Here is a 12,698-nt window from a genome sequence, read left to right as displayed (position 1 = left end):
CCGAGGCTCTATCAACCCAGCGCCTGCGTCTCGCAAGAGCGCAGCTGCCCGCTGCTGAACCACAAAGCAGCTCACACGTTTTTCACCGTCTTCGTGAAGGGTGATCGGCTTTCCGGTTTTTGCATCCTCCCACGTCGCGAAGTGATGGGGACCTAGCCGAGGGCAGCCTTTCCACCGCTCCAGTTCCTCGTTAAACGTGCTATTTAGGTCCACCACGGTCACACCGGCCAGGAAGACAGCCCACGCTACCGAAAGGACGATGCCGATTCGCTGCCAACCGTTCAGCCGATGCATGGGACTACCACAGCGACACGACCGGAGGCTGATTCCGAAACCAGGCGTTCGACAGCGTCGCAGCACTCCATGCCCTCGCTTTGGCGCTGGCTGCCAGGTAGGCGTGACGGGGTGCAGACCGGTCGTCGTAGTACAGGAGCACCTCGCTGTGGCTCGTGTATTCCTTGCTCACCTCTCCCAAGGCCCTGCAGTTTGCCGACCTTGCGTAAGGCAGCTTGTTGTCGCGAACGTCGATCAGGCAGGAATCAGCGAGGTTGCCGAACCGAGTGGCGACTCGTTCCAGATCGCGATCGCGAAGCGTGACGTCGATGCCGTCCACGCAACCGACAAGCGCCAGAGCCACTATCGCAATCAGGAACCGAGATCCCACGGACCGTTCTCCTGCGGGCGAGAGTTCGCCGCGTGCGAACACGATAGCCCTGTGCCAAGCCAAGCGCGTAGGCAGTCAATCCCGTCGCTGGCGGGAGCTTTATCCTAGAGTGAGCGCGCAGTCGCTGTTCCCTAAGGGCAGTGATCAGCTGTCGGCTTTGAGACCGGCCTTGATTTCAGCCTTTTTCCTCGAGAACATCTCGTCGGAAATCAGGCCGTTCTGGTGAAGGGCTGCCAAGTCGCTGAAGTCGCGCACTGCTTTGCGTAGCTTGCGACCTGAGTGCCGCGCCTTCAGCGTCTTAAGTGCCCGGGGAATCCAGGACAGCTTTGCGCCAAGCCCTAGGCCAGCGAGCCATCGCACAACGCTCCACAGGCCCGACAGTACTATTGCCGCGTAGAAAAGGCCAAAGATACCGGGGAGCGCATATTCGCGGAATATGTTCACCAACGGAATCACTTCTTTGTTCTGGTAGGCCTTCTTGTGTTCGCTATGCACGTCGGACAGCGGCGGTTTTGGCGCCGCCCTGACCGCTGCCTCGGCCTGCTCGTCACAGTATTCAAGTCCCCCAAACGGATGCCGTCTGTAGCAGTCGATCTTTATCCAGATTTTTTGATCTGCCTGAACGCTTGCGACGTGCGAGGGATACCGCTCCTGCGCCTCAGCCTCGGTCAATGGAACGTACGTGGGCGCAAAAAGTTGGGCAAAGGACGTGGTGGCATAGATGTGAAGAGTGACATGGGCGGCAACCAGGCCGCCGAGGATGAGCGCAAGCTTTAGCCAGTGCACTAGCACCTCGCGGATCATCATGCCCTCTCTCCTCGAATACTGAGAACGTTCAGTGTATCTGACCGCACGTCGGCGCGCGAAACTACCATCGGAAGAAGACGGCGCCCGGGTGGCCTCGCCCCGCCGCTCTCGGCTTTCGGCTTCAGACGGTGTACGTAATTCCGTCCTGGATGACACCGATCACTGCCGCCTTGTTCTCGGGGGACTCCGAGAAACCAACGAGAACGTCGGCCCGCGACATGCCTGCGTTGAGGTTTCCAACGTGGAACGCTAGGCCGCCGGCATCGGGGGCGCGGTGCAACACGTTTTGGTAAAGCTGCGTCACGTACTGGGTGTTGGTCAGCGCGCCGTACTTTGTCTGGAACTCGGGACTGGCAATGAAGTTGGCCGCGACTTGGTTGACGGTAAGCCCACCGTCCAGCGCACCAATCTGAAAGCCCAACCCCGGCAAATCGGGAGTGCGGTCAAACGCTGCCCGGTACAGCCGGTAGGCCATGCCCCCATTGCCATTGATGTCCAGCGCGACTCGCAAGTCCGATAGAACCAGGCGCTCGACTGAATCGAGAAGGTCGATCCCCAGGCTGCCCACTTGGTCGGTGACTGTGAACTTCCCGTCGTTGGTGTGAGTGATCTTCAGGCTGGAGAAGGCGGCTGCGTACGAAGCAATGTCCAGCCCGAGTTGGCCAGAGATCGTGTCGTTGCCGGTGCCGCCTACTAGGGTGTCATTGCCATCGCCCCCAAGGAGGGTGTCGTCTCCGCCGTTGGCCGTCAGCAAATCATTGCCTGCCAAGCCATTGAGCATCTCCGCGGCGTCGGTGCCTGATAGGTTGTTGGAGCTGGCTGTCCCGGTGCGCTCGATCCCATACGAGATCCCGTTGGTGATTGTGGGCAGCAGCGCGGCCTTGTTCTCCGGGGACTCGGAGAAGCCGGTCAGCACCACGGCTCGCGACATCCCGCCGTTCAGGTGAGCTACCCAGAAGTTCAGGCCATCCGCGTCCGGAGCGCGGTGCAGCACGTTCTGGTACAGAAGCGTGACGAACTGAGTGTTGTTGAGCGCCCCGTAAGTAGCCTGGAACTCAGGGCTCGCGATGAAATTGCCGGCTACCTGAGCGAGCGATGCGCCGTTGTCGAGCTGCGCCATCTGGAAGCCCAGCCCCATGAGATCGGGCGAGCGATTGAAGGCCGCCTGGTAGAGACGGTATGCCTGGCCGGCCGAGCCGTCGAGATCGAGGGCGATGTTGGCGTTCTGGAACTGCAGACGCTCCACATTTATCAGCTGGTCTACGCCGTCGCCACTCGTGGCAACGAAGAACTGCCCGCTTCGTGTGATGCCGGTCAACCGTCGATCGAACACTGCTAGGTCGAACCCTGCACCTCCGTCAAGAGTGTCATTGCCCAGCCCCCCGTAAAGGCTGTCGTTGCCGCCGTTGGCAAAAATCGAATCTGCGCCAGCGCCTGTCCCAATTCGGTTGTTGAACTCGTTCCCGCGGAACGTCAGGTTTCCGGCGCCACTGAGCGCGCCCAATTCCTCGATGTTCGTCCCTACTAGCGAATAGCTCAGCGGGCTCCACACTCGGTCCGTGCCGCCGTTTGCTTGCTCGATGATGACGTCGCCTATCGAGTCGATGACGTAGACGTCGTCTCCGCCGCCTCCTTCCATCGTGTCAGCGCCGCCGCGGGAACCCGCGTCCCAGTCAAACACGTCGTTGCCTTCGCCGCCATCCATGTAGTCGTTGCCGGCGCCGCCTTGCAGTCGGTTGTCTAGGTCGGACCCTATGAGGGTGTCCGCATAGCTTGAGCCATTTGCGTTTTCAATGTCGCCTGCTAGCCAGTAAAACGTCGTCGGCGATGGCAGGTAGTTGTCCGCTGTTGGGAAAGCGACGCCAGCTTTGGTTGCCACCAAAGACGAAAGTTGGATGTTCGGCAGCACAATGGTCCAACCCTCTGGAGCATTCGTGACGACGACCGTGTCGTTCCCACTAGAGTCCCAAAGAGTGCCGTAGGCTCCAATGCGCGCTAGCTCCAAGACCGAATCGCCGGCATTGGTGGACATGTTCCTGCCGTAGACGTATTGCAGGGCCAGGACATCCAAGATCATCGGCGTGATCGGATCCCAAGCTCTCAGATTCCAGTTGAAGTCGTCCCGGTATGACATGACGGTCACCCAGTCAGTGTCGAAATCTCCCAGGCCAATCTGTGCCAGCGTCGGTCGCCCGGTCCCGCCATCATCGTGAGGATGCTTCAGGCCGAGGACGTGTCCCAGTTCATGCAAGAACACAAACCAACCAGCACTTCCTGGGGCGTACGTGGAAAGGAAGTTTGCTTGGCTGTTGATGTTCAGGAATACATCGCCTGGTTGGCCGGCATAGCCAGTTGCGCCATTCAGGGTCGGAAAGTAGCCGCGTGCCCAGATATTCGAGCTTGGGAAGATGGATGTGGATCCGGACAGGGTGATGGTTATCTCTGAACCTGCCAGGTAAGCCGCACTCGGAGAGCTGAAGGAGCCAACGTAGTTGAATTTGACGTCAGCGAAATACGAAATCGTATTGAGAATTCCGCCGATGGTTTGAACAAGGTCCGCTGGACGGTTCCAGATCTCGCCGGCTAGACCACCAGATATGGCCCAGTCAATCGTTCTGTCCGGGCCGAGAACCCAGTAGTAGCCGTGCGTCGTCGCATCGATGATCGAGTCACCCGTCAGCTGGAAAGTCCCCATCCCCGGATTTGCCATCCCCGTTCTCCTGTGTCTCAGCGCGGTATTGTTGAGCCATCTTCTACCCAACCGCGTGATTTGTCACTAGGAGTCGCCATGCCGCCGCCGGGCGTCGGATTGCCTGTTCGGCCGGACTAGCCTGCTCCGGGCCGTAGCACTCGTGCACCACGAAGTGCTTGTGCCCTTCCGCTTTCAAATCCGATTCGACACGGTCTTTCAGGGCCTCCACAGACTCGCCAGGTTCTCGTATCCATTCCCGGTCTCGCCCAGCGGCCCTGTACCCTGTCGCCTCGTAGTAGATGGCGCGCTCAGGGCCGATCTTGTCTGGGTCGCAACCGACAGTGCTGATGACGACAAGCATGAAGTCATCGGGGGTGCCCATAAGCTGCTCCAGTTGCTCAACTCGTCTCTCAAGGTTCTTTTGTTCCTCGCTTCCAGCGCTTGAATGCGACGCGCCAATTCGTCTGTCTCGATCACCTTTGCCAGCGAGCTGATCGCCTGCATCAGTTGCGCTGCCTGGCCCGGGTTAAGTTCCCCATCCCCAAGCCCGTTCAGGATGGCCTCCGCACGCTGCGTCAGCGTCCCCTGCGGAAGCGTGATCGGCACCGCCGGTTCGCTAGCCCGGATGGGAGGGCAGACCCGCTCGGCAACGATTCGGATGGCCGCCATGTCGCCGCCCTTAGCCTTGTCCAGAAGGACAGGCTTGATCTCCTGCCACGCTTCCGTGAGCTGCGCCCGGATGGCGTTGCCCGAGCCGATAGGCCTGCCCCCGGGGTTTCACAATAAATGCGGGCTAATGTCCTTCGAGTGCAGGTCGGCGCACATTCTTGGCATAACCGTTCTCGAATGGCGCAAGAGAATGGAAGTGGCGCAAAGAAGGTGTCGCCCCATAAAAGAGATGTCGGCACGGGAAAGCTGCGCGGCAGCAGCGTACCAAGGCAAGTGAGCTTGCCTTCACCGACACGCGGCCTTTCACTTCGACAACGCGGGCCTGCAGGAGCGATCCGTTACCTACGCCGGCAGGGCAATTTCCTGAGCTGGATCTGCGGCCTCATGTCGAATGAGGTCTCGCGGCAGTGGCCGCACCAAGGCGAGCGCTTCCGAAGCCGATCCCCTTAGCCACTGGTCCCAGTCTGCGCGCTCGATCGCGATGACGCTGCGCGTCTCCTGCTGGCCTGCGAAGCAACAATCTGTTACCTTCAGGTTGAGGAGAAAAAACAAATGACCCGAAAGGTCCGGTTGCTCGCACTGCTAGGTGGCAGCGCGGTGATTGTCGTGCTCGTCTTGCTATTTCTGGCCCTGGCGCTGTCAGGTTCCACAGTGGAGGAGTTCAGCCGTCCCCCCGGTGAGTCGCGCGCACCAGCGCTGCCTGGTTCCGATGATTCGCGCATTGAAGTCACCGGATCACCGGTGCCACGGTGGGAAGCGCCATGGCTGAAGGCGCAACGTGCCGAGGCAAGACGGGCTCAGGCGCAAGAACAAGCGGCGGCGCAGCGGGCGGTGGCAGAGCGGGCGGTGGCAGAGCGGGCGGTGGCAGAGCGGGCAGAGGCGGAGCGGGCGGAGGATGCGGAACGGGCGTTGGCGGAATTGACGCGACGGCGCTCGCCACAATTCAAGCAGGCACCGGTGGGACCGGTCCACGAGAACTTCGCGGTTGTCCGCACGCTGTTTGCCTCAGATCGAGGTCTCACTTCTCGCGCCGATGAGAAACCTGTGTTCGGCTCAACTGCCGACCGCGTTCGATACGGCTACTGCGACATCAGCATTCCGCGGGACCACCGGCTGGGCGAAATAGAGCGACCATCTCTTAGAAAGTTGCAGTTTTGGGAAGCTCCGGACAAGCATGTCTCGATTCTCGAAACTCGATTGACGTCGAAACACGAGCTGTTCGCCGAGGTCCGCAGACTGACCAACAAAGGTTCTGGCGCCTCTTTCGTGTTCGTGCACGGCTACAACGTATCGTTCGAAGATGCTGCCAGGCGCACTGCACAGATTGCATATGACCTTGGCTTCGACGGCGCTCCCATGTTCTATAGCTGGCCATCTCGGGCGTCAGAGGCCGCTTACACGATAGATGAGCAATCAATGGAGTGGGCAGAAGGGAACCTTAGAGCATTTCTGGATGACTACTTGAGCCTGCCGGATACAAGGCGCGTCTTCCTCATAGCCCACAGCATGGGCTCACGAGGGCTGGCAGGCGCGGTACTTGGGCTGCTTCGAGACAAGCCAGCGCACAAAGAAAAGCTGGCGCAGATCATCTTGGCTGCGCCTGACATAGACGCTCGTGTCTTCAAGCGTGACATCGCACCAGCGCTGAAAATGAATGGTCGACAGACAACGATCTACGCGTCCTCTGAGGACCGAGCCTTGCAGCTGTCGAAAAAGGTACACGGCTATCCCCGACTTGGCGACTCGGGGCCCGGCCTAGTTGTCTTGCCCGGGATTGAAACGGTGGACGCCACTGGGGTAGACACGTCACTGCTGGGGCACTCGTATTTCGCCGAGCGAAGGACCGTGCTGTCCGACATCTTCTACATCGTGAAGACAGGCAAGCCGGCGTCTGAACGTTTCGGGCTGCGCCAGGTGGCTAGCCCGACTGGGCCCTATTGGCAATTCGCGCAATGAACACATCTTCGGCATCTTCGTGGGCATCTTCGCTTTCTGTGTTGTGACCGCGCCTCCTTATAGGGCGGCCCCAGTAGCTGAGACTGGATCCCCACCTAGGATGTCCTTGGCATATAGCTCGGCGCTTGCAGGAGTTCATCCAGAAGTAGCTCCGCGTCGAAGGGGCGCGGCCGCTCGGCCGGCACTGGCCGGCGGCTGCTGAGAGACCCCAAACGGACCCAGCTCGCGGCACCCCCATCTCTCCAGCACCAATACGAGGCCCCTGTCCTTCGCGGTCAGGGGCCTTTCACTTTTTGGCGACTGATGCGCTGATCTCACCATCGCTGCCACACGGAATGCGGCTTTGTCGGTATAACCGATGAGCCCTTCCCTCCGCGGGAAACCCAGCCGTGGCCCTCCGCCCTTCCGAACCCCAGCCTGAACCGCTGGGCGCTGTGGCCCAGAACGTGCCCTGCGCCTTGCCGCGCTGTCGGTGGAAGCGCCTCGCGGCCGCCGGCGTGATGGGCTGCGGGCTGCTCGCCGCCGGCACGGCCGCCGCGCAGCAGGACGCCAACGAGACCGGAAAGCTCGAAATCTACGGACCACTGGCACAGGTGTCCGCACCTCCGGCGGGCGTGCCGGGCGCGCTTCCACCGCCGCCGTGGCACCAGGACCTCAGGCTGCGCAACACCGTGATCATCGGCGCCGGCGCACTCATCGTGGCGGCCTATGGCATGAGCAACTGGTGGCAGGAAGGCTTCAGCGGCGGCTTCAAGACCACCAACGAAGGTTTCTTCGGCGAGAACACGCCCCATGGCGGCATGGACAAGTTCGGCCACATGTTCGCGAACTACGCGAACGTGCGGGCGTTCACACAGGTGTTCCAGGCGGCAGGCAACAGCCGCGGCGACGCCATCTGGCTTTCGGCCTTGAGCACCGCGGCGGTCTTCACGGCGGTGGAGGTCGCGGACGGCTTTTCGAACCAGTACCGCTTCAGTCCCCAGGACGAGGCGATGAACATCGCCGGCGCCGCCCTGGGCGTGATTTTGGAAACGCACCCGGAACTGGACGAGAAGTTCGACTTCCGCCTGGGCTACAGCAAGTCGGCCGAGTCGGCCCACTGGAAGCCTTTCAGCGACTACTCCGGCCAGCGCTACCTGCTGGTGGCCAAGGCCGACGGCTTCGACGCTCTGCGCAACCGGCCGGTGCTGCGCTACCTGGAGCTCTCGCTGGGCTACCAGGCGCGCGGCTACGAGCACCCGGGCCTGGAGCACCGGCGCGACGTCTACGTCGGCCTCAGCCTGAACCTGTCGCGCGTGCTGGCCGACGGCTTCTACCAGGGGAAGAAGAGCACCACGCGGGTTCAGCGCACGGCCGAACTGGCGTTCGAGCTGTTCCAGTTCCCGACAGCCGTGTACGCGGACTTCCGGATCGACTGAGCCGAAGCTTCTGCGACCCGACGCTGCCGCGCGCTATCGCTCGTCGAACGACAGCACCACCCGTTCGGTCATCGGATGGGCCTGGCAGGTGAGCACGAAGCCGGCGGCGACCTCGTGGCGATCGAGCGCGAAGTTGCGCTCCATGCGCACGTCGCCTTCCATCACCTTGGCGCGGCAGGTGCCGCACACGCCCGAGGTGCAGGAGAACGGCACCTCGAGCCCGGCGGCCGAGGCGCAGTCGAGGATGCTGGGCTGGTCCTTGTAGAACTGGATCTCGCGCTTGAGGCCGTCGCGGATGATGGTGATGCGCGCCTGCTCGGCGTCGCCGGGCTTGGCCTCGTGCACCACCGCGCCCACCTGGCCGGCCCCCGCCGCCGGCTGGGCGATGCCGAAGCGCTCCACGTGCACCCCCTCCTCCGGCACGCCGGCGGCCAGCAGCGCCGCCTCGGCCTCGTCGTTCATCTGGAACGGGCCGCAGATGTAGGCGTGGTCGATGCCCGCAGCCGGCACGACGGTGCCCAGGAAGGCCTCGATCTTGCCGCGGTCCATCAGGCCCATGTTGATCGGCGCGTCGGTGTGCTCATCGGAGAACACATGGTGCAGCACCAGCCGCGTCATGTACCTGTCCTTCAGGTCCTCGATCTCCTCCTTGAACATGGTGGAGCGCAGGCTGCGGTTGCCGTAGATCAGGGTGAAGCGGCTGGCCGGCTCGCGCGCCAGCACGGTCTTCATGATCGAGAGGATGGGGGTGATGCCGCTGCCGCCGGCGATGCCCACGTGGTGCCGCTTCGATTCGGCTTCGATCGGCACGAAGAAGCGCCCCTGCGGCGCCATCACGTTCACCGTGTCGCCGGGCTGCAGGTGCTCGTTGATCCAGTTGGAGAACACGCCGCCCTTCACCTTGCGCACGCCCACCCGCAGCTCGCCGTCGTCGACACCGGCACAGATCGAATAGGAGCGGCGCAGGTCCTGGCCTTCGATCTCCTTGCGCAGCGTGAGGTACTGGCCCTGGGTGAAGCCGAACACCTCGCGCAGCTCCTGGGGCACCTCGAAGGACACGACCACCGCTTCGGCCGTGTCGGGCTGGATCGCCTTGACGCGCAGGGAATGAAACAGCACGCTGCTCATGTCAGGCCTCCTGCCGGGCCGCCCCAAAGGAGGCCCGGCCCCCTCGGGGGGCAGCGAATACACGCAGTGATGAGCGTGGGGGCTTCATGGTCAGATCGGCTTGAAATACTCGAACGGTTCCAGGCAGTCGAGGCAGCGGTGCATCGCCTTGCAGGCGGTGGAACCGAAGGCCGACAACTGCTCGGTGTGCATGCTGCCGCAGTGCGGACAGGCGATGGCGGCCGGCGTGCGCCGCACCATGCGGATCGGCACCGCGGCTTCGGGCATGAGGGGGCCGGGCGGCGCGATGCCGTACTCGCGCAGCTTGCGCTTGCCCTCTTCGCTGATCCACTCGGTCGTCCAGGCGGGCGCGCGCCGCAGCGTCGCGCGCGCCGGGCCCAGCCCTTCGGCTTCGATCGCCGCCAGCACGCTCTGCTCGATCACCTCGGTGGCCGGGCATCCGGAATAGGTGGGCGTGAGCACGACCTCCAGCTCGCCGCCATGGTCGATGACGTCGCGCACGATGCCGAGGTCGCGCACCGACAGCGCCGGCACCTCGGGATCGGGAACGCCGTCCAGCACGGCCCAGGCCCGTTCGGCACGCGTCACCACATGCCTCCCGGAAAGGCGCGCTGCAGGTACTGCAGGTCGGCCAGGATGAAGCCCATGTGCTCGCTGTGGATGCCCGACTTGCCGGTCGACAGGAAGGGCGTCGCCGGCGGCACGGGCAGGTCGGAGGCGCCAAGGATCTCCGTCATCTCGGCCGCCCAGGCTTCCTGCAGGTCGCCCCAGCGCGGTCCGAGCCCGACCTGCGCGGCGGCTTCGTCGACCGCGTCGGAAGCGAACAGCTCCGCCGCATAGGGCCAGAGGTCGTCCAGCGCCTTGGCCACGCGCCGTTTCGATTCGGCCGTCCCGCGGCCGAGGCGCACCAGCCAGTCGGCGGCATGGCGCTGGTGGTAGCGCGCCTCCTTGACGGCCTTGCCGGCGATCGCGGACAGCTCGGCGTCGCTGGACGCCGCGAGCCGCTCCCACAGCAGCTTGAAGAAGCTCGCCATGATGGTGTTGCGCAGCACGGTCACCGCGAAGTCGCCGCGCGGCAGCTCGACCAGCGTCACGTTGCGGTAGTCGCGCTCCTCGCGCAGGAAGGCGAGCTGGTCTTCGTCGTGGCCCGCGCCCTCGAGCACGCCCGCCTGCGTCAGCACCGCGCGCGCCTGCCCCACCAAGTCGAGCGCCATGTTGGACAGCGCGATGTCCTCCTCGACCTGCGGCGCGTGGCCGCTCCACTCGGCGAGGCGCTGCGCCTGGATCAGGGCCGTGTCGCCGATGCGCAGCAGGTACTGCACTTTCGGCTCATGGCTGACGCGGATGGGGTTGGCTTGCATGAGGCGCCCGCTCACATGTGGTCAACAGCCTGGGGCAGCTTGTAGAAGGTCGGATGCCGGTACACCTTGTCCTCGGCCGGGTCGAAGTACATGTCCTTCTCGCCCGGGTCGCTGGCGACGATATGGTCGGAGCGCACCACCCAGACGCTGGTGCCTTCCTGCCGGCGCGTGTAGACGTCGCGCGCCATCTGCACCGCCATCTTCGCGTCGCTCGCATGCAGGCTGCCGCAGTGCTTGTGGTCCAGGCCGCTCTTGCTGCGCACGAAGACTTCCCAGAGGGGCCATTCCTGCTGCACGTCGCTCATGTGTTTCTCCTTGTCTTCTTACTCCCTCCCCTCCGGGGGAGGGTTGGGGTGGGGGCGCTCCACGGCTCATCTCAAAGGGCCGAAAGCGCCCCCATCCCTGCCTTCCCCCGGAGGGGGAAGGTGAAAGTCCGTCATGCGGCCTGCGCCTGCGTTTCCTGACCACGCGCATACGCCAGCGCGGCTTCGCGCACCCAGGCGCCGTCCTCCCAGGCCTTCACGCGCGCGGCCAGGCGCTCGCGGTTGCAGGGGCCGTGGCCGGCGATCACGCGCCAGAACTCGTTCCAGTCGATGGTGCCGAAGTCGTAGTGCTGGCGCTGCTCGTTCCACTTCAGCGCGGGATCCGGCAGCGTCACGCCCAGCACCTGGGCCTGTTCGGCGGTGGCGTCGATGAAGCGCTGGCGCAGCTCGTCGTTGGACACGCGCTTGATGCCCCAACGCATCGACTGCGCGGAGTTGGGCGACTGGTCGTCGGGCGGGCCGAACATCATGATCGAGGGCCACCACCAGCGGTTGACCGCATCCTGCACCATGTCGCGCTGCGCCTGCGTGCCCTTTTCCATCATCACCACCAGGCTGTCGAAGCCCTGGCGCTGGTGGAAGCTTTCCTCGCGGCAGATGCGGATCATCGCGCGCGCATACGGCCCGTAGGAGCAGCGGCAGATCGGCACCTGGTTCATGATCGCCGCGCCGTCCACCAACCAGCCGATCACGCCGACATCGGCCCAGGTGAGCGTCGGGTAGTTGAAGATCGAGCTGTACTTGGCTTTGCCGGCGTGCAGCGCCTCCAGCATCTGGTCGCGCGAGGTGCCCAGTGTCTCGGCGGCGGAATAGAGGTACAGGCCGTGGCCGGCCTCGTCCTGGACCTTGGCCAGCAGGATGGCCTTGCGCTTGAGCGTGGGCGCCCGCGTGATCCAGTTGCCCTCGGGCAGCATGCCCACGATCTCGGAATGCGCGTGCTGGCTGATCTGCCGCACCAGCGTCTTGCGGTAGTGCTCGGGCATCCAGTCCTTGGGCTCGATGAAATCGCCGGCGTCGATGCGCGCTTCGAACTGGTCCTCGCGCTTCATCTCCTCGGCCGAACGCACGGCCTTGGGCTTGGACTCATCCTTGCCCGCGGTGTCCATGGCTTGCGTGTACATGCAGTCTCCTGTGGCGCTCGTAAGGGTAACTCCGAACGATGGCTTGTGTACGCTCAGCGCCGCCGCTTCGGCTCAGCCTTGGGCCGGGGCGAGTCGAAGGGCAGGCGCGTGTCGGACTTGATCTCCCGCAGCACGACGCTGGAGCGCACATGGGTGACGCCGGGCAGCTTGAACAGGGTCTCGTGCAGGAAGCTGTCATAGGCCTTGATGTCGCCGACCAGTACCTTGATCATGTAGTCGGCCTGGCCGGTGGTGGCGTAGCAGCTCACGATCTGCGGGCAGGCGGCCGCTTCGCGCTCGAAGCGCCGCACGTCGTCCTCGTTGTGCCGCGTCAGGTTGACTTCGGCCAGCACGCACAGCGACAGGCCCACCTTCTCGCGATCGACCAGCGCCGTGTAGCCGCGGATCACGCCGCTGGCCTCCATGTCCTTGACGCGCTTCCAGCATGGCGTGCTGGACAGGCCGGCGGCCGCGGAGAGCTGCTGCACCGTCTGGCGCGAATCGCGCTGCAGCTCGGCCAGCAGGGCCAGGTCATGGCGGTCGAGTTGATCCATTCTTG

11 protein-coding genes are annotated in these 12,698 nt (G+C 63.7%); 2 read left to right on the top strand and 9 right to left on the bottom strand.

All coding sequences use genetic code 11. The annotated features are described in order from the left end of the window. Window positions 1–298: 298 nt before the first annotated feature. From UC35_RS15335 to UC35_RS15325, 3 genes are all read right to left on the bottom strand, one after another. Complete coding sequence (locus UC35_RS15335) at window positions 299–664, bottom strand: hypothetical protein (RefSeq protein WP_145979490.1); 366 nt, start codon at window positions 662–664, stop codon at window positions 299–301. Window positions 665–808: 144 nt separating this feature from the next. Further along, complete coding sequence (locus tag UC35_RS15330) at window positions 809–1,471, bottom strand: hypothetical protein (RefSeq protein ID WP_061501178.1); 663 nt, start codon at window positions 1,469–1,471, stop codon at window positions 809–811. A 121-nt stretch (window positions 1,472–1,592) separates the two neighbouring features. After that, on the bottom strand, window positions 1,593–4,181 hold the full coding sequence (locus UC35_RS15325; protein WP_082793266.1) for a DUF4214 domain-containing protein: 2,589 nt from the start codon (window positions 4,179–4,181) through the stop codon (window positions 1,593–1,595). A gap of 1,203 nt (window positions 4,182–5,384) precedes the next feature. Between UC35_RS15325 and UC35_RS15315 the strand changes: the two genes are divergently transcribed. Both UC35_RS15315 and UC35_RS15310 read left to right on the top strand, forming a co-directional pair. Next, window positions 5,385–6,788: an alpha/beta hydrolase gene (locus UC35_RS15315; protein ID WP_193788633.1), complete on the top strand. Its 1,404-nt coding sequence runs from the start codon at window positions 5,385–5,387 to the stop codon at window positions 6,786–6,788. Window positions 6,789–7,177: 389 nt separating this feature from the next. After that, the gene (locus tag UC35_RS15310) at window positions 7,178–8,206 is read left to right on the top strand and encodes a DUF2279 domain-containing protein (RefSeq protein WP_145979489.1); all 1,029 of its coding nucleotides are present in this window, start codon (window positions 7,178–7,180) and stop codon (window positions 8,204–8,206) included. 33 nt (window positions 8,207–8,239) lie between these two features. Here UC35_RS15310 and paaE read toward each other — a convergent pair whose 3' ends face one another. From paaE to UC35_RS15280, 6 genes are all read right to left on the bottom strand, one after another. Further along, window positions 8,240–9,334 (bottom strand): 1,2-phenylacetyl-CoA epoxidase subunit PaaE, encoded by a 1,095-nt coding sequence (gene paaE, locus UC35_RS15305; protein WP_061501167.1) that lies wholly within the window; start codon window positions 9,332–9,334, stop codon window positions 8,240–8,242. A 90-nt stretch (window positions 9,335–9,424) separates the two neighbouring features. Further along, entirely contained in the window at window positions 9,425–9,925 is a 501-nt protein-coding gene (gene paaD, locus UC35_RS15300; protein ID WP_061501165.1) for a 1,2-phenylacetyl-CoA epoxidase subunit PaaD, read from the bottom strand. Beyond that, window positions 9,919–10,695, bottom strand: coding sequence for a 1,2-phenylacetyl-CoA epoxidase subunit PaaC (gene paaC, locus UC35_RS15295; protein WP_061503859.1), 777 nt, complete (start codon window positions 10,693–10,695; stop codon window positions 9,919–9,921). The genes paaD and paaC overlap by 7 nt, the downstream gene beginning before the upstream one ends. Window positions 10,696–10,706: 11 nt before the next feature. Then, the gene (gene paaB / locus UC35_RS15290; RefSeq protein ID WP_061501163.1) at window positions 10,707–11,000 is read right to left on the bottom strand and encodes a 1,2-phenylacetyl-CoA epoxidase subunit PaaB; all 294 of its coding nucleotides are present in this window, start codon (window positions 10,998–11,000) and stop codon (window positions 10,707–10,709) included. 131 nt (window positions 11,001–11,131) lie between these two features. Further along, the gene (gene paaA / locus UC35_RS15285) at window positions 11,132–12,139 is read right to left on the bottom strand and encodes a 1,2-phenylacetyl-CoA epoxidase subunit PaaA (protein ID WP_061501161.1); all 1,008 of its coding nucleotides are present in this window, start codon (window positions 12,137–12,139) and stop codon (window positions 11,132–11,134) included. A 53-nt stretch (window positions 12,140–12,192) separates the two neighbouring features. Continuing rightward, window positions 12,193–12,693: an Lrp/AsnC family transcriptional regulator gene (locus UC35_RS15280; RefSeq protein ID WP_061501159.1), complete on the bottom strand. Its 501-nt coding sequence runs from the start codon at window positions 12,691–12,693 to the stop codon at window positions 12,193–12,195. Window positions 12,694–12,698: the final 5 nt, after the last annotated feature.

The sequence above is a fragment of the Ramlibacter tataouinensis genome, from assembly GCF_001580455.1.
Taxonomy (GTDB): domain Bacteria; phylum Pseudomonadota; class Gammaproteobacteria; order Burkholderiales; family Burkholderiaceae_C; genus Ramlibacter; species Ramlibacter tataouinensis_B.
The sequence above is the reverse complement of the archived record's forward strand: the minus strand, read 5'-3'. Positions and strand labels throughout refer to the sequence as shown.